Source organism: Cellulomonas sp. ES6, from assembly GCF_030053835.1.
GTDB lineage: Bacteria > Actinomycetota > Actinomycetes > Actinomycetales > Cellulomonadaceae > Cellulomonas.
In genome coordinates this window covers 3,553,262-3,569,796 of sequence record NZ_CP125655.1, presented here as the reverse complement: position 1 = coordinate 3,569,796, position 16,535 = coordinate 3,553,262, and the positions used below count along the sequence as shown (strand labels likewise).

The following is a 16,535-nucleotide window of genomic DNA, read 5'->3' as shown; positions in this document are numbered from 1 at the left end:
CGTGGCACGCCCCGAGGACCGCAACCCCCGCGACGCCGGTCGCGGCACCCCGCCGAGCTTCTCGCCCGCCGGAGGCGGACGACGGCCGTCCGCCGACGGCGCCGTGCCCGTCGGCCAGCCGCCGGAGCGCCCCGCGGCGCCGTCCCGGACCTCCGGGCAGCGCCCGAGCCGTCCCGCCGCGCCCGGCCGTCCCGCCGCGGGCCGCGCCGAGCGGGGCCCCGGAGGGTCACCGGCGGCAGGCCCGGCGGCGTTCAGCCCGGGCGGTGCCCGGCCCGCCGAGGACGCGCCGCGCCCCGTGCGCGTGTCGGGTCGCAACCCCGACGGGACCCCCGTCGCGGGTGCACGCCCCGACGCCGCGTCCGGGCGCCCCGGCCCGGCCCGCTCCTCGGTCCGCGAGGGCTCGTCCGCCGTCCCGCTGGGCGCCGGCGACCGGCCCGCACGCCGCAGCGCGCCCGCCGGCCCGGGCAGCGCCCGTCCCGCGGGGTCGGCCGGCCGCGTCGGCCCCGTCGGTCCCGGTGCGCCCGGCCCCGGTGCGCCCGGACCCGCCGCCCCGCCGGCACCCCGCCGCCGGCGCCGCGGCCGCGTGATCGCCCTCGTCACGGTCCTCGTCCTGCTGCTGCTCGTCGCCTGGCCGGTCGGGCTCGTCCTGTGGGCCAACGGCAAGGTCCAGCACGTCGACGCGCTGTCCGGCGCGGCCGGCACGCCGGGCACCACCTACCTGCTGTCGGGCTCGGACTCCCGCGAGGACGGCGTGATCGAGGACACCGAGACCGTCGGCGCCCGCACGGACACGATCCTGCTGCTCCAGGTGCCGGAGTCCGGGCCGGCCGCGCTGATCTCGCTCCCCCGCGACACGTACGTCGAGATCCCCGGTCACGGCCCGAGCAAGCTCAACGCGGCGTTCTCCTGGGGCGGTGCGCCGCTGCTGGTGCAGACCGTCGAGCAGCTCACCGGCCTGACGGTCGACCACTACGTCGAGGTCGGGTTCGGCGGGGTCGAGCAGCTCGTCGACGCCGTCGGCGGCGTGGAGCTGTGCCTGGACGGCAGCACCGGCATCACGTTCCCGGTCAACGAGCCCAAGTCCGGCCTCGTCTGGGACGCGCCCGGCTGCAAGACCGTCGACGGCGTGCAGGCCCTCGCGTTCTCCCGGATGCGCTACGCGGACCCGTCCGGCGACATCGGCCGCGGGATGCGCCAGCGGCAGCTCATCTCGGCCGTGGCGTCGAAGGCGGAGGACCCCGCGCTGCTGCTCCAGCCGGGCAAGCAGGTCGCGCTCGTCGACGCCGGGACCGGCGCGCTCACCGCGAGCGAGGGCACCGACGTGGTCGACCTGGGCCGGCTCGCGCTGGCGTTCCGCTCGGCGTCGGGGCCCGACGGGATCACCGGCACGCCGCCCATCGCGAGCATGGACTACCGGCCCGGGGGCATCGGCTCGACCGTGCTGCTCGACCCGGATCAGACCCCGGCGTTCTTCGCCGGCATCCGCGACGGCTCCCTGCCGCCGGGCGTCGTCGGCGGCGTGCCGGGCTCGTAGCGGGCCCGCACCGCCGCGGCGGCGGCCACCGCGCGGTCCCGCAGCCGCTCGCACGCCACGGTGGTGGCCCGGCGCAGGCGCGGGCCGAACGGCTTCTCCACGAACCGGTGCACGAGCCACGCGAGGACGAGCGACAGCGCGGTCGCCGCCGCGAGCACGACCCACACCGGGACCCGCCCGGACAGCAGGTGCACCACCCAGAGACCCCAGTACTCGTGCGTCAGGTACAGCGGGTACGTGAGCGCCCCGGCCGCGGTCAGCCCGGCCCACCGCCACCGGGCGGCGGGCGTCAGCGACACCAGCGCGACCAGCCCGACGCAGCCGAGCAGCGACGCCGTCAGCAGCGCCGGCCGCGGCGCGACCACCGAGTTCTCGCCGAGCGAGGCCATGCGCGCCGGGACCAGCGCCGCGGTGGCCAGGGCGGCGTTGCCCGCGACCAGCAGCCACGGCACCAGCGCGTGGCCCGTGCGGTGGATCACGTACAGCACCATCCCGGCGGCGAAGAGCGGCGCGTACGGCGCGACCAGCCACACGACCGCGTCCGTGAGGCCCGCCACCCGGGCCAGCAGGGCGGCCGCCGGCCACAGCGCCGCGAACCACAGCACCCGGCGGCGGGTGATCCCGAACGCGGCGAGCAGCGCGATCAGCAGGTAGAACCGCAGCTCCACCCAGAGCGTCCAGTAGACGCCGTCGACGTGGTTGACGTCGACCAGGCTCTGCAGCAGCGTGAGGTTCACCAGCACCTGGTCGCCGGTGACCTCCTTGCCGGGCCAGATCAGCAGCAGCAGCGCCCCGGTCGCCAGGACCGCGACCCAGTACGCCGGGTACAGGCGGCCGACCCGGGACCCGACGATGTCCGGCACCGAGCGACCCCACGCCGTCATGAGGATGACGAACCCGCTGATCACGAAGAACAGCTCCGGGCCCAGCGACGCGTAGACCGCCCACGACGACACCGCGGGCGCCACCTCGGCGAGGTCCCGGCCCCAGGCGTCGGTCTGCCGGGTCGTGAAGTGGTACGCCAGCACGCCGACGGCGGCGAGGAACCGCAGGCCGTCGAGCGCGGCGAGGCGCGGCCCGCGCCCGGGGGCGGCGGGCGACGGGTCGGCGGTGGCGGGGAGGTGGCTCCGGGCCGGCGCGGTGGTCGTCACCCGCTCGACGCTAAGCGGGCCCCGCGACGTCCGCCTGTCGAGCGGGCGTGGTCCCGGACGTCTCGACGAGACCTTCACGGGGCCCGACGACGGCCCCCGCGCGGCCCCGCGCGCTCCCGTGCCGGTCAGCCCCCGAAGCCCACGGCCGGCCGGCGCCCGTCGCCGTGCTGTGTGCGCAGCCGCTCCCCCTTGGCGTCGGCCTGCGCCCGCAGGTCGTCCTGGAACGCCCGCATGGCGGCGGCGACCCTGCGGGCGGTGTCGTCCGTGCCGGACCCGATGATGCGCGCCGCGAGCAGGCCGGCGTTGCGCGCACCCCCGATGGAGACGGTCGCGACCGGCACGCCCGCGGGCATCTGGACGATCGACAGCAGCGAGTCCAGCCCGTCCAGCCGGGAGAGCGGCACCGGCACCCCGACCACCGGCAGCGGCGTCACGGCGGCGAGCATGCCCGGCAGGTGGGCGGCGCCGCCCGCACCGGCGACGACGACCCGCAGGCCGCGGTCCGCCGCCCCGCGGCCGTACGCGACCATCTTGTCCGGCTGGCGGTGGGCCGACACGACGTCGACCTCCACCGGCACCTCGAGCTCCGCGAGCGCCTGCGCCGCGGCCTCCATGACGGGCCAGTCCGAGTCCGAGCCCATGACGATGCCGACGAGCGGGTCCATCTCCACCTCCGGGGTGCTGCTGCGGGTCGGGTTCGCGGGACGTCAGGCGGTGTCGCCGCGCAGCACGGCTGCGGCGGCGGCGGCCCGGCGGCGGACGTCGTCCAGGTCGTCGCCGGTCACCGTGACGTGGCCGAGCTTGCGGCCGGGGCGCACGCCCTTGCCGTACAGGTGCACCTTGGCACCCGGGTCGAGCGCGGCGACCGCGGCCAGCCCGTCCGTGAGCGCCTCCCGGCTGCTCCCGAGGACGTTCGCCATGACGGTCCAGGCCGCGCGGGCGTCCGTGGACCCGAGCGGCAGGTCGAGAACCGCGCGCAGGTGCTGCTCGAACTGGCTCGTGACGGCGCCGTCGATCGTCCAGTGCCCGGAGTTGTGCGGGCGCATCGCGAGCTCGTTCACCAGCACCCGCGGGGCGCCGCCGTCGGGGTCCGGCACCTCGAACAGCTCGACGGCGAGCACGCCCGTGACGTCCAGCCCCTCGGCCACCGCGCGGGCGATGCCCTCGGCCCGGGCGGCGGTGCGCGGGTCCAGGCCCGGCGCCGGCGCGACCACCTCGGAGCAGACCCCGTCGACCTGCACCGACTCGACGACCGGCCACGTGCGGACCTCGCCGGACGGCGAGCGGGCGACGAGGGCGGCCAGCTCGCGCGTGAAGGGCACCCGCTCCTCTGCCAGCAGCGGCGCTCCGGTGCCGTCGGCCGCGGCGGACAGCCAGTCGTCCGCCCCGCCGGCGTCGCGCACCACCCGCACGCCCTTGCCGTCGTAGCCGCCGCGCGCGGTCTTCACGACGGCCGTGCCGTCACCCGCCGCGAGGAACGCCGCCAGGTCCTCGCGGGAGCCCACGGCCGCCCAGCGCGGGCACGGCACGCCGAGGGCCGTCAGCCGGGTCCGCATGACGATCTTGTCCTGCGCGTGCACCAGCGCGTCCGGCCCGGGCCGCACCGCGACGCCGCGGTCCACCAGCTCCGTGAGCAGCCCGCCGGGCACGTGCTCGTGCTCGAAGGTCAGGGCGTCCGCCCCCGCGACCAGCGCCTCGACGGCCACCGGGTCCGCGGCCGCGCCCACCGGGGCGTCCACGACCACCTGGGCCGCCGACGACGCGGCGTCCTCGACCAGCACCCGCAGGTGGAGCCCCAACGCGGTCGCCGCCGGCGCCATCATGCGCGCGAGCTGACCGCCACCGACCACTGCCACCACGGGTGCTGCCACGAGCGTGGAGCCTAACCGACCCGCGGCCGGCGGTCCCCCGCGCGACCACCGCCGGGTGGGACCGCCCGGCCCGCCGGGCGGGTCGTTCCGCCCACCCACGCACAGCGAGCCCCCAGCCGCGGGGACTACCGTGTCCCGGTGACCTCCTCCAGCGCGCCGGGCCTCGTGGCGCCCCGGCACGCACCCGGGGGCGGCAGCCGGCGCGACGGCCTGCGGGCGCGGGCGCTGGAGCTCGCGCGGTTCGGGTCGGTGGGCACGGTGGCGTTCGTCGTGGACATGGGCACGTACAACCTGCTGCGCTTCGGCCCGGTCGACCTGCTGCACGGCAAGCCGCTCACCGCGCGCATCGTGGCGGTGCTGCTCGCGACGCTCGTGTCCTGGGTCGGCAGCCGGCACTGGACGTTCGCCGACCAGCGCACCGCCCGGCGCGGCCGGGAGTTCGTGCTGTTCGCGCTCATCAACGTGGTCGGCATCGGGCTGACCGTCGGCTCGCTGGCGTTCTCGCACTACGTGCTGGGGTTCACCGGCCCGTTCGCCGACAACGTGGCGAACGTCGCCGGCATCGTGCTCGGCACCATCGGGCGGTACGTCGGCTACAAGCTCTTCGTGTTCACGGGCACGGCGACCCTCCCGGTCGCGCTCGCCGAGGTGGGGCACGAGGCGCGCGAGCACGAGCACCACGCCGTGCCGCTCGGCACGGTGCCGTACCCGCGCACCGGCCGGGACGCCGAACCCGCGTAGGCGGGGCGTCACGCCCCGGCGACCGGCTCCGCCCCCGCGGCGCGGTCGCCTCCCCCGGCTCCCCCGGCGACCGGACCGGCTGCCGCGGGACGGTCGTCTCCCCCGTCGCCCGGTCGCGCCGGGCTCCGTCCCCGCAGCGCCCGCAGCGCCCGCCCCGCCCTGCCGCCCCGCGCCGCGAGGCCCACGGCGCCCGCGGCGGCGACGACCACCGCGGCGGCGAGCACGCGCAGCAGCGCCGCCCGCAGACCGGACAGCACCTGGTCGTAGACGACGACGGCGACGTCCGGGCGCTGCACCGCGGGCGGCAGCGACCCGGCGTACCAGGACCGCCCGGCCACCAGCGCGACGAGCAGGAGCGCGACCGCGCCCGCGACGGCCAGGCCCACGACGGCCAGCGCCCGCACCCGGCCCCGGGCGAGCGCGACCGCACCCGCGAGCAGGGCCACCGCCGCCCACGGGGACCACGTCGCCGCGGCGTCGAGCGCCCGGTACGCCTCCTGGGCGCGCACCAGGTCCGCGCTGCGCAGCACGGCGAACGTCGCGTCGACCGCCGGGAGCCGGTCGACCACCGCGAACCCCGCGGCGGACAGGCGCTGGCGGACCGCGTCGACGACGCCGCCGAGGTCGACCGTCAGCGTGCCGTCGGCGTCGATGCGTGCGAGGGCCCCCGGGTCGCCGCGCAGCACCGCCGCGAGCTGCCTGTGCACCTCCCGGTTCGCCGTCGTCCACACCGTGGCGAACGCGTCGGAGTCGACGACCCGGCCGACCACCCCGCGGACGTAGCCGGTGGCCGCGTCCACCAGCGGCCCGCGCAGCGACTCCACCGCCTCGGACGCGCGCGGGGGGAGGTCCAGGGCGGCGATCGCGGACGTCGCGTCCGCGGCCAGCCGCTCGAGGCGCAGCCCGTCGACCACGGCGGCCGTCACGCGGTCGGTCACCGCCTCCCGGACCTGCGCGTCCTCGGCGAGCGGGCCGACGGCCGCGAGGTACCGGTCGGTGTCGGCGACGAGTCCGCGCCCCCAGGACGCCGCCACGGCCACGGGCGTGAGCAGGGCGCCCAGCACCACCAGCACCACGGCGGCCGCCGCCCGCGCCCGCGGGGCACGGCGCCGGGCACCGGGGGCGGGCGCGTCGGGAGCGCGCCCGTCGAGGGCGGGCGCGTCGGGAGCGGATGCGTCCGGGCCGCGCCCGTCCTCGTCCCGACCCCGCACGGCAGACGCCACCGGCCACCGCTCCCGTCCGGGCGGCCCGCCGGGACGCCCACCGCGCCCGGCCGCACGCCTCACCGGCGAACCTACGCGCCCCCGGCACCCCGGCGGCACCCCCTCGCGCAGGGACGCGCGCACCCGCGGCGGTCGCGCGGGCCTCCCCGAGCGGCTGCCCTCCCGAGCGGACGCCCCGCGCGGGAGAACCCGGCCCGGGACCTCAGCTCCGGCGACGCCGCCGCGACCCGTCGACGCGCGGCGAGATGACGGACCCGCGCGGCAGCACCACGTCCGGCGCCATCATCGCGGGCAGACCGGTGAGGAAGAGCGCGAACACCGCGGGCCGACGCTGCGCGAGCTCCAGGCGCGCGCCGTCGGCGGACGCCAGGTCGCGGGCCAGCGCGAGCCCGAGCCCGGTGCCCTTGCCGGAGGTCACCTCGCGCTCGAAGATCCGCGGCGCGAGCTCGTCGGGCACGCCCTCGCCCTCGTCGCCGACCTCGACGACCACCGCGCGGGAGGCACCCGGGCGCGACCGGACGGTCGTCGTCCCTCCCCCGTGCCTCAGGGAGTTCTCGATGAGCGTCGCCAGCACCTGCGCCAGCGCCCCCGGCGTCGCCAGCACCTGCGCGGCCGGGTCGACGTCGACGACGAGCCGGCGCCCCTCGGCCTCGAAGGTGGGCCGCCACTCCTCCTCCTGCTGGTGCACCACGTCCACCAGCCGCACCGCCTCGGTGGTCCCCCCCTGCGCGCGCCGCGAGCGGGTCAGCAGGTCGTCGACGACCGTCACGAGCCGCTCGACCTGCTCCAGCGAGATGCGGGCCTCCTCCCGCACGGCGGGGTCGTCCGAGGCGAGCGCGATCTCCTCCAGGCGCATCGACAGCGCGGTGAGCGGCGTGCGGAGCTGGTGCGAGGCGTCGGAGGCGAACTGCCGCTCGGCGGCGAGCCGGCCGGCCATCCGGTCGGCGCTGCGGGCGAGCTCGGCGGCCACCAGGTCGATCTCCTCGACCCCCGACGGCTCGAGCTGCGGGCGCACCTGGCCGGACCCGAGCTGCTCGGCGGACGCCGCGAGGTACACCAGCGGGGCCGCGAGGCGGTTCGCCTGCCAGATCGCCATCGCGATCCCCGCCGCGAACGCGACGACCGCGGCGGCCACCACGAGCCCCATGATCTGCGCGCTCATGAGGAAGATGTCCCACCAGGGGGCGTACATCGTGATCCGCGCGCCCGACGTCGACGTCTCGGTGATGGTGATGGTGCGCTCGGGGACCTCCGGGCCGGCCTGGTACCGCGCGCCGTCCTCCGTGACGACGAAGATGCTGACGGGGATGCCGCCGCCCCGCTCCACGTACGGCCCCAGCATGTCGTCGGACAGCGGCGCGCCCTCCTGGACGCGGTTGTCGATCGACCGCGCGAGGTCGGACGCGCGCGTCTCGAGGGACCCGATCTCGTTGTCGCGGACGTACTGCGCGCCGAGGAACGCGAGCGGGAACCCGAGCAGCACCACCGCCACCGTGACGGCGGCGATCGTGGCCTGCAGGACACGGCGGCGCACGGGTCAGCCCCGGGTGCCCTCGCCGGACTCGAACCGGAAGCCCATCCCCCGCACCGTGCTGATGTACCGCGGGGCGCTCGCGTCGTCCCCGAGCTTGCGGCGCAGCCACGACACGTGCATGTCGAGCGTCTTGGTCGACCCCGTCGGGTCGGACCCCCACACCTCCCGCATGAGCGTCTCGCGGGCGACCACGGTGCCCGCCGCGCCGACCAGCACGCGCAGCAGGTCGAACTCCTTCGCGGTGAGGTGCAGCTCGCGCTCGCCCTGGAACGCCCGGTGCGCGGCGACGTCCACGCGCACGTCCTGCGAGCGCAGCTCGTCCTCGTCGGGCGCGTCGCCGCCGGTGCGCCGCAGCAGGGCGCGCACGCGGGCCAGCAGCTCGGCGAGCCGGAACGGCTTCGTGACGTAGTCGTCGGCGCCGGCGTCCAGCCCCACCACGAGGTCGACCTCGTCCGCGCGGGCCGTCAGCACGAGCACCGGGGTGGTGAGCCCCTGGTTCCGGATCGCCCGGGCGACGTCGAGCCCGTCCATGTCCGGCAGGCCGAGGTCCAGCACGACGAGGTCCGCCTCGCTCGCGCGGTCGATCGCACCCTGCCCGGTGCCCTGCACCCGGACGTCGTAGCCCTCACGCCCGAGGGCCCGCGCCAAAGGCTCGGCAATCGCGGGATCGTCCTCGGCCAGCAGCACCTGGGTCATTCCGCCATGTTAGGTCACGGAACGGTCGAGGGCGTGGTGCACACGGGTCACGATCCGGTCGAGCCTGCTCTGTCCGCCCGCGGGGGGACGCCGACCGGGACCTCGGTCCGCCCCCGGGGGCACGCGGACGCCGCCGGGCCGCCCCTACGCTGGCGCGATGACCTGGTGGGAGCGCCTCACGCGGTGGGAGCACCGCCACCGCCTCGGCATCGACCTGACCCTCACGGTGGCGACCGGCCTGTTCGTCATCCCGCTCTCCGCGGCCGCGTCCGAGAGCGGCGGGACGGGGTTCGCGGCGGGGCTGGTGTGGTCCTGCCTGCTGTGGGCGCCGCTCGCGTGGCGCCGCCGCAGCCCGGTCGCGTCCGTGGTCGCGGTCTACGCCGCCGGACTGGCGCACCTCGTGCTGGGCACGCCGTCGTTCCTCATCGCGGACCTCGCCGTCCTCGTCGCCCTCTACTCGGTCACGGTGCACGGCCCGCGCTGGGCGCACCGCACCGCGATCGTCTCGGCGATCGTGGGGAGCCTGGTCCTGGCCTGCACGATGGCCCTGCAGTACGCCTGGGCGAGCGACCCCGCGCAGCTCGCGGGCAGCGCGCTGCTCATGTGGGTGTTCTGCTCGGCGTGCGCCGTGGCGACGTGGGCGTTCGGGCTCATGCGGCGCTCCCGGCGGGAGACGATCGCCGCGCTGCGGGACCGCGCGGAGCGCCTGGAGCTCGAGCGCGACCAGCAGGCACGCATCGCGACCGCCGCCGAGCGCACCCGCATCGCCCGCGAGATGCACGACATCGTCGCGCACTCGCTGTCGGTCGTGGTCGCGCAGGCGGACGGCGGCCGGTACGCCGCCGCCGGGGACCCGGAGGCCGCCACGCGGGCGCTCGCCACGATCGCGGAGACCGGGCGGGCGGCGCTGGCGGACATGCGCCGGCTGCTCGGGGTGCTGCGGGAGCCGGACGCGGCGGGCGGCGCGGCGGGCACGGCACCGGGCACGACGACGGCGGGCGGCGCGCCGTACACCCCGCAGCCCGCCGCCGAGGACGTCGAGCAGCTCGTCGAGCAGGTGCGCGCCTCGGGGGTGCGCGCCTCGCTCGTCCGGATGGGCACGGCCCGGCCGCTGCCGCCGGGCATCGGCCTGACCGTGTACCGGATCTGCCAGGAGGCGCTGACGAACGTGCTCAAGCACGCCGGGCCGGACCCGGCCGTCACCGTGCTCGTGCAGTGGCAGCCCGCCGCGCTCGTCCTCGAGGTCACCGACGACGGCCGGGGCGCCGCGGCCGACTCCGACGGCGCCGGCCAGGGGCTGCTCGGCATGCGGGAGCGGGCGACGATGGTCGGTGGCCGGCTCAGCGCCGGACCGCGACCGGGCGGCGGGTTCCGGGTGCGCGCCGAGCTGCCGCTGCCCGGCGCCCCGGCGTCCGGGCCGTCCGGGCCGGCCGGCGCCGCGGCCTAGGCTGACCGCCATGACCGAGACGATCCGCGTCGGCGTGGTGGACGACCAGCAGCTCGTGCGGGCGGGGTTCCGGCTCGTCATCGACTCGCAGCCCGACCTGTCCGTGGTGCTGGAGGCCGGCGACGGCGCCCAGGCCGTGCAGGCCCTGACGCCCGGGACGTCGCAGTCCCGCCTCGTCGGGCCTGTCGACGTCGTGCTGATGGACGTCCGCATGCCCACGCTCGACGGGCTCGCCGCCACCGAGCGCATCGTCGCCGCCGGCACGCCCGCCCACCCCGCGCCGCGCATCATCGTGCTCACGACGTTCGACCTCGACGAGTACGTGATGTCCGCCATCCGCGCCGGCGCGAGCGGGTTCCTGCTCAAGGACGCGCCGCCGGAGGACATGCTGACGGCCATCCGCACCGTGCACGCCGGGGACGCCGTCATCGCGCCGTCGTCCACGCGCCGCCTGCTCGAGCACCTCGTCACCGCGCTGCCCGCCGAGCACCCGCGGTCGGAGGCGGCGGACGAGGCGCTGGCGTCGCTGACCGAGCGGGAGCGCGAGGTGCTCGTCCTCATGGCGCGCGGGCGGTCGAACACCGAGATCGGGCAGGACCTCTACGTCGCCGAGGCGACCGTGAAGACCCACGTCGGACGGATCCTCGCCAAGCTCGGGGCGCGCGACCGGGTGCAGGCCGTCGTGCTGGCGTACGAGACCGGGCTGGTCGTCCCCGGGGCCTGACGGGCCGCGCCCGCCGCTCCCGCCCCGGTGGGGCCCGCCGGGCCGGGGTCCGACCCCGGGATGACGCCGGGTCCGGACCGGGGGTGGACGACGGCGGGGTGGTCGGCTCCGTAGCGTCGAGGGCATCAGCCAGTCGACCACCAGGAGCACCACCGTGGACCCGATCCAGCCCGCCCCCGCCGCACCCCCGGCACCGTCCGCCACCTCGGCCGCCGTGCGCGCCCGCGCCCTCACCAAGGTCTACGGCCGCGGCGAGGCGTCCGTCCGCGCCCTCGCCGGCGTCGACGTGGACTTCGCCGCCGGCGAGTTCACCGCGATCATGGGGCCCTCCGGCTCCGGCAAGTCGACGCTGATGCACGTGCTCGCCGGCCTCGACGCCGCGACCTCCGGATCGGCGTTCCTCGGGCCCACCGACGTGACAACCCTCGACGACGACTCCCTCACGCGCCTGCGCCGCGACCGCGTCGGGTTCGTGTTCCAGTCGTTCAACCTGCTGCCGATGTTCACGGCCGAGCAGAACATCCTGCTGCCGCTCGAGCTCGCCGGCGCGGCCGTCGACCGGGCCTGGTTCGACACCCTCGTCGCCACGCTCGGCCTCGGCCAGCGCCTCACGCACCGCCCGTCGGAGCTGTCCGGCGGCCAGCAGCAGCGCGTCGCGATCGCCCGCGCCCTCATCGCCAAGCCCGAGGTCGTCTTCGCGGACGAGCCCACCGGCAACCTCGACTCCCGTGCCGGTGCCGAGGTGCTGAGCTTCCTGCGCCGCTCCGTCCGCGAGCTCGGGCGCACCGTCATCATGGTCACGCACGACCCGACGGCCGCCGCCTACGCCGACCGCGTGGTGATGCTGGCCGACGGGCGCATCGCGGGCGACATCGTCGACCCCACCCCCGAGGCCGTCCTCACCGGGCTGGACGCCCTGCGCCAGCTCGAGGTCTCCGAGGTCGGCGCGGCGAAGGCGGGTGCGTGATGTGGCGGCTGACGCTGGCGCAGATGCGCCGCTCGCTCGGCCGGCTCACGGCCGCCGGGATCGCCGTCGCGATCGGCACCGCGTTCGTCGCCGCGACGCTGCTCGCCGGTGACGTCATGCAGCGCATCTCGTACGACTCGATCACCGCGTCGTACGGGAAGGCCGACCTGATCGCCGTCTCGTCCGGCACCGTCACCGACGCGGACGTCGACGCGGTGCGCGGCCTCCAGGGCGTGTCGGCCGCCGACCCCCGCGTCGTCGTGCCCTCCGTCGAGCTGTCCGCCGGGGACAAGGTCATCACGCAGGCTCTCGTCCCGGTGCCGGGTGACGAGGCGTTCGACACCCAGCACGTCACGCAGGGCGCGCTGCCCGCGGGCGACGGCCAGATCACCCTCCCGGAGCGGGCCGCCGAGCGGCTCGGCGTCGCGGTGGGCGACGAGGTGACCGTCGGGTCGTACGTGTGGGAGTCGGGCGACGCGGGCGGTGACGACGCGGCGGCAGCGGACGACGCGGGGTCCGCGGGCGACGCCGGGGACGGCACGGCCGCGGGCGACGGCACGTCCGCCGACGACACCGGCACCGTCCGGAAGCAGACCGAGCAGGTCACGGTCGTCGGCCTGACCACCGACCCGACGTCCGCCTGGGCGGAGTACGGCGGCGTCGCGATGTCGACCACCACGGACGCCCTGCGCTGGTCCGGCGCGGCGACCGGCCCGGGCGTCCCGACGATCGCGGACCTCGGCGTCGACCAGCTGCTGCTGGCGCTCGACCCGGCAGCGGACACCGAGACGGTGCGGCAGTCCGTCGCCGACGTGCTCGGCACGGGCTCCTCGGACGCCGTCGTGCTGACGCGCGACGAGGCCGCCGAGCGCTCGATCTCCGGGGACTCGACCGGCCCCGTGGTGGTCGTGGTGCTCGCGTTCGCGGCGGTCGCGATGATCGTCGCGGGCCTGGTCATCGCGAACACGTTCCAGGTGCTGGTCGCGCAGCGCACCCGCATGCTGGCGCTGCTGCGCTGCGTCGGGGCCGTCCGGTCGCAGGTGCGGCGGTCGGTGCTGCTCGAGGCCGCGCTGCTGGGCCTGGTCGCCTCCGTGGCGGGCACGCTGCTCGGCACGCTCCTCGTCCAGGTCGCGCTCTGGATCATGCAGGGCGCCGACCTGCCGTTCCCGGTGCCGGCGGCCGTGCACGTCACGCCCGCCGCGGTGCTCGCGCCCCTCGCCGTCGGCGTGCTGGTGACGGTCCTGGCCGCGCTCACGCCGGCCCGGGTCGCGACCCGCGTCGCCCCGATCGCCGCGCTGCGCCCGGCCGACGCCCCGGCGGCGGGGAGCCGCGCCGGCCGCGTCCGGCTCGTGCTGAGCCTGCTGCTGGTCGTGGGCGGCGTGGCGCTGCTCGCGGGCGGCCTGGCCCTGTCCCGGGTGAACGTGGCCGCGGCCGTGGGCGTCGCGATCCTCGGCGGCCTGCTGTCGTTCGTCGGGCTGCTCGTGGGGGCGGTGTTCTGGATGCCGCGCGTGGTCGCGGCCACCGGCCGGCTGGCCGGGCGCGCGGGGATGCCCGCGCGGCTCGCCGCCGCGAACACGGGCCGCAACCCGGCGCGCACCGCCGCCACCAGCACCGCGCTGCTCATCGGCGTGACGCTCGTCGCGATGATGAGCACCGGCGCCGCCACGGCGCGCGCCACCCTCGACGGCGAGCTCGACACCCGGTTCCCGGTGGACCTCCAGGTCTCCGCACCGACGACGGTCGACTCCGAGGGCCGCAGCGTCGACGAGCCGCTTCCCGCGGGGACGGCCGACCGGATCGCCGGCGTCGACGGCGTCGAGGCGGTCGCGGTCGTGCGGCGCGACGACGTCGTGGTGGGCGACGGCACCGGCACGTTCGCGGGCGCCCTCGCCGTCGCGGGCGACCAGGCGTCCACGGTCATGCGCAACCCCGAGGTCGCCGCGGCGCTGTCGGACGACACGGTCGTGATGGGCTCGACCCTCGCGGCGGCGGCCGGCGTGAGCGACGGCGACGAGGTCCCGGTGACCCTCGCGGACGACAGCACCGGCGAGGCCGCCTCGGGGTCGACCCCCGTGACGCTCACCGCACGGGTCGTCGACTTCGACGACTGGTCCGTGATCGTGACCCCGGCGGCGCTCGAGCGGCTCGGGTCGTCGGGATCGCCCAGCACCGCGTGGGTGCGCGTCGCCGACGTCGACGACTCCGGCTACGTCGTCCAGGAGGTCGAGGACCTCACCGAGGACACCGCGCTCGACATCTCGGGAGCCGCCGTCGAGCGCGCGCTCTACCAGCGGGCCATCGACACGGTGCTCGCGGTCGTCGTCGGGCTGCTCGCCGTCGCGGTCGTCATCGCCCTCATCGGCGTCACCAACACCCTGTCGCTCTCGGTGATCGAGCGGCGGCGGGAGTCGGCGACGCTCCGGGCGCTCGGCCTCACGCGCCGGCAGCTGCGGGCCTCCATGGCCGTCGAGGGCGCGCTGATCGCCGGGGTCGGCGCCGTGGTCGGCGTGCTGCTCGGCCTCGCGTACGGCTGGCTCGGGTCCACCGCGGTGCTCGCGGACTTCGCGGACCTCGAGCTGCGCGTCCCGTGGTCCGACCTCGGGATCGTGCTCGGCATCGCCGTGGTGGCCGGGGTGCTCGCCTCGGTGCTGCCGGCGCGCAACGCCGCCCGGACCCCGCCGGTCGCGGCGCTCGGCGTGGAGTGACCACCCCCGGCCGCGACCAGCGGCCGGGGCAGGCGGGCGGGCCCGTCCGGCGCAGGTCGCCGGGCGGGCCCTCCCGCGTCGAGCGACGGGTGGCTGTCCCGTCGCGTGCCGGGCGGGCCTTCCCGCGACGCGCGCCGGGGCGGGCGGTCGCCGTGTCAGGTGCGGTCGCCGGCCGTCCAGGCCACGACCGGGGGCAGCACGAGCAGGACGCCCGTCGCACCCGCGACGGCGAGCACGACGACCGACCAGGCGGCGAGCTCCACGCCGACCCAGCCGACCGCCAGGACGACCAGCAGGATCTGCACCGTCATCACCGGGGCGCGGCCCCAGCGCCGCCCCCGCAGAAGCCCGACGGCCGCCCCCGCGAGCACCGCGGCGATCCCGGCCGCCAGCACCGCCATGAACACGACCGGCCCGGGCATCGACGTGCCGCGCACCAGCGCGACCAGCAGGGCGACGGTCGCGACGGCGAGGGCCAGCGCCTGCAGCAGCACCAGGGCGGTCACGGCACGGACGGCGGCCGGGGCGCGGCCCGGGGACGGTCGCTCGGGGACGGGGGCGGGCCGCGGGGTGGTCACGACGCGACCCTACGACGGCCGCAGGCCCGCCGAGGCGCCGTCGTCGTGACACCGCGCGGGGGCGCGCGACGACGTCGCGCGCCCCCGCGCGGCCGGTCGGGTGTCGGCGCGTGCGGGCGGGCGACGACGTCGCGCGGGCGCACCGCCGGTCGGGTGACGCCGCGCCGGGCCGGCGTGCGACGGCGGGCGCGACCCGGCGTCCGCAGCGCCCCGGCGTCCGCAGCGCCCCGGCGTCCGCAGCGCCCCGGCGGGCTCCCGCCGTCGCCGGTACGAAGGTCCTGGTCACGGCGGCGCCCGGCACCCGGGTGAATCGCCCGTGCATCGGTGCAGGTCCGCACCGCGCGCCCCGCCGGGAAGGGACGTTGGTCCCGGCATCCGGTCCCGGTTGGCGTCGAGCGGCACGGAGGGAGTAGCGTGCCGCCCAAGCGTCCAGGATCCACACAGGTGTGACCGACGCCTCATCTGTTACGCGCCAGAAACCTGCGCGTAACCCCTTGTGCGCTGCCCGTCGCCATGTGAATCTTGTGCGCAGCAGTTCGAATCCGAGCGCCGACGCTCACGCCGCCCCCCGCGAAAGCTCGTGCGTCGACGTGTGCTCTGCGCCCCTTCCGTGCCACCCAGCCCCCTGGTCGTGGCCCGCCCCTGTGCTGAGGAGTGTTCGATGGATTGGCGCCACCGCGCAGCATGTCTGACCGAGGACCCGGAGCTGTTCTTCCCGATCGGCAACACCGGCCCGGCCCTGCTGCAGATCGAGGAGGCCAAGGCCGTGTGCCGCCGCTGCGACGTGGTGGACACCTGCCTGAAGTGGGCGCTGGAGTCCGGCCAGGACGCCGGCGTCTGGGGCGGCCTCTCCGAGGACGAGCGCCGCGCCCTCAAGCGCCGCACCGCGCGCCAGCGCCGCGCAGGCTGACGCGCCAGCGCCGCGCAGGCTGACGCGCCAGCGCCGCGCCGGCTGACGCGCCAGCGCCGCGCAGGCTGACGCGCCAGCGCCGCACCGGCTGACGCGCCAGCGCCGCACCGGCTGACGCGCCAGCGCCGCACCGGCTGATCTCGCGCCCCGCGCGACCGACGCCCGCCACCCCGTCCGGGGCGGCGGGCGTCGTCGCGTCCGGGGACGGGCCGGGCGCCCGCCCCGAACGCACCCCCGCAACCCGACCGGCCTCGGCGAGAGGCCAGCAACCGGGGCTCGCGCCTCGTCCGGACGCCCTCCTCGTGGCCTCTCGCCGACCAGGCCCCCGAACGACGCGAACGCACCCCCGCAACCCGACCGACCTCGGCGAGAGGCCAGCAACCGGGGCTCGCGCCTCGTCCGGACGCCCTTCTCGTGGCCTCTCGCCGATCGGGGTCGGGCGTCGCGGGTCGGG

The 16,535-nt window shown here is 77.3% G+C and carries 14 protein-coding genes; 7 read left to right on the top strand and 7 right to left on the bottom strand.

The window, feature by feature from the left end; translation table 11 throughout:
* The first annotated feature begins 1 nt into the window (after window position 1).
* Window positions 2-1,534, top strand: a complete 1,533-nt coding sequence (locus P9841_RS16625) for an LCP family protein (RefSeq protein ID WP_283319694.1) — start codon at window positions 2-4, stop codon at window positions 1,532-1,534.
* Here P9841_RS16625 and P9841_RS16620 read toward each other — a convergent pair.
* The 3 genes from P9841_RS16620 to P9841_RS16610 form a co-directional block, all read right to left on the bottom strand.
* Window positions 1,456-2,685 carry an acyltransferase family protein gene (locus P9841_RS16620; protein ID WP_283319693.1) on the bottom strand — a complete coding sequence of 410 codons (1,230 nt, stop codon included), beginning with the start codon at window positions 2,683-2,685 and terminating at the stop codon, window positions 1,456-1,458. The two genes, P9841_RS16625 and P9841_RS16620, sit on opposite strands and share 79 nt — an antisense overlap.
* A 125-nt stretch (window positions 2,686-2,810) precedes the next feature.
* Entirely contained in the window at window positions 2,811-3,350 is a 540-nt protein-coding gene (gene purE / locus P9841_RS16615; protein WP_283319692.1) for a 5-(carboxyamino)imidazole ribonucleotide mutase, read from the bottom strand.
* Window positions 3,351-3,392: 42 nt separating this feature from the next.
* Complete coding sequence (locus P9841_RS16610; RefSeq protein ID WP_283319691.1) at window positions 3,393-4,556, bottom strand: 5-(carboxyamino)imidazole ribonucleotide synthase; 1,164 nt, start codon at window positions 4,554-4,556, stop codon at window positions 3,393-3,395.
* A 138-nt stretch (window positions 4,557-4,694) separates the two neighbouring features.
* Between P9841_RS16610 and P9841_RS16605 the strand changes: the two genes are divergently transcribed.
* Window positions 4,695-5,297: a GtrA family protein gene (locus P9841_RS16605; protein ID WP_283319690.1), complete on the top strand. Its 603-nt coding sequence runs from the start codon at window positions 4,695-4,697 to the stop codon at window positions 5,295-5,297.
* An 8-nt stretch (window positions 5,298-5,305) separates the two neighbouring features.
* Here the strand turns inward: P9841_RS16605 and P9841_RS16600 are convergent, their stop codons facing one another.
* The 3 genes from P9841_RS16600 to P9841_RS16590 form a co-directional block, all read right to left on the bottom strand.
* Complete coding sequence (locus P9841_RS16600; protein ID WP_283319689.1) at window positions 5,306-6,520, bottom strand: hypothetical protein; 1,215 nt, start codon at window positions 6,518-6,520, stop codon at window positions 5,306-5,308.
* A 202-nt stretch (window positions 6,521-6,722) separates the two neighbouring features.
* Window positions 6,723-8,054, bottom strand: a complete 1,332-nt coding sequence (locus tag P9841_RS16595; protein ID WP_283319688.1) for a sensor histidine kinase — start codon at window positions 8,052-8,054, stop codon at window positions 6,723-6,725.
* A 3-nt stretch (window positions 8,055-8,057) separates the two neighbouring features.
* Window positions 8,058-8,750: a response regulator transcription factor gene (locus P9841_RS16590; protein ID WP_283319687.1), complete on the bottom strand. Its 693-nt coding sequence runs from the start codon at window positions 8,748-8,750 to the stop codon at window positions 8,058-8,060.
* 157 nt (window positions 8,751-8,907) lie between these two features.
* On the opposite strand from P9841_RS16590, the gene P9841_RS16585 reads away from it, so the two are divergent.
* The 4 genes from P9841_RS16585 to P9841_RS16570 all read left to right on the top strand — a co-directional run bounded on the left by P9841_RS16585 (window position 8,908) and on the right by P9841_RS16570 (window position 14,593).
* Window positions 8,908-10,197: a sensor histidine kinase gene (locus P9841_RS16585; protein ID WP_283319686.1), complete on the top strand. Its 1,290-nt coding sequence runs from the start codon at window positions 8,908-8,910 to the stop codon at window positions 10,195-10,197.
* Between the two features lie 10 nt (window positions 10,198-10,207).
* Window positions 10,208-10,921, top strand: a complete 714-nt coding sequence (locus P9841_RS16580; protein ID WP_283319685.1) for a response regulator — start codon at window positions 10,208-10,210, stop codon at window positions 10,919-10,921.
* 154 nt (window positions 10,922-11,075) lie between these two features.
* Window positions 11,076-11,888, top strand: coding sequence for an ABC transporter ATP-binding protein (locus tag P9841_RS16575; RefSeq protein ID WP_459349111.1), 813 nt, complete (start codon window positions 11,076-11,078; stop codon window positions 11,886-11,888).
* The gene (locus tag P9841_RS16570; protein ID WP_283321990.1) at window positions 11,888-14,593 is read left to right on the top strand and encodes an ABC transporter permease; all 2,706 of its coding nucleotides are present in this window, start codon (window positions 11,888-11,890) and stop codon (window positions 14,591-14,593) included. Before P9841_RS16575 ends, P9841_RS16570 begins: the two co-directional genes overlap by 1 nt.
* Window positions 14,594-14,748: 155 nt before the next feature.
* Here the strand turns inward: P9841_RS16570 and P9841_RS16565 are convergent, their stop codons facing one another.
* Window positions 14,749-15,171, bottom strand: a complete 423-nt coding sequence (locus P9841_RS16565) for a hypothetical protein (RefSeq protein WP_283319684.1) — start codon at window positions 15,169-15,171, stop codon at window positions 14,749-14,751.
* Between the two features lie 661 nt (window positions 15,172-15,832).
* Here P9841_RS16565 and P9841_RS16560 point away from each other — a divergent pair.
* Complete coding sequence (locus P9841_RS16560) at window positions 15,833-16,081, top strand: WhiB family transcriptional regulator (RefSeq protein WP_122151410.1); 249 nt, start codon at window positions 15,833-15,835, stop codon at window positions 16,079-16,081.
* Window positions 16,082-16,535: the final 454 nt, after the last annotated feature.

What these genes read in the sequence shown, in the direction of transcription:
- purE (WP_283319692.1), bottom strand. Translation starts at nt 3,350, where the DNA reads ATGGACCCGCTCGTCGGCATCGTCATGGGCTCGGACTCGGACTGGCCC.
- P9841_RS16590 (WP_283319687.1), bottom strand. Translation starts at nt 8,750, where the DNA reads ATGACCCAGGTGCTGCTGGCCGAGGACGATCCCGCGATTGCCGAGCCT.
- P9841_RS16585 (WP_283319686.1), top strand. Translation starts at nt 8,908, where the DNA reads ATGACCTGGTGGGAGCGCCTCACGCGGTGGGAGCACCGCCACCGCCTC.
- P9841_RS16580 (WP_283319685.1), top strand. Translation starts at nt 10,208, where the DNA reads ATGACCGAGACGATCCGCGTCGGCGTGGTGGACGACCAGCAGCTCGTG.
- P9841_RS16570 (WP_283321990.1), top strand. Translation starts at nt 11,888, where the DNA reads ATGTGGCGGCTGACGCTGGCGCAGATGCGCCGCTCGCTCGGCCGGCTC.
- P9841_RS16560 (WP_122151410.1), top strand. Translation starts at nt 15,833, where the DNA reads ATGGATTGGCGCCACCGCGCAGCATGTCTGACCGAGGACCCGGAGCTG.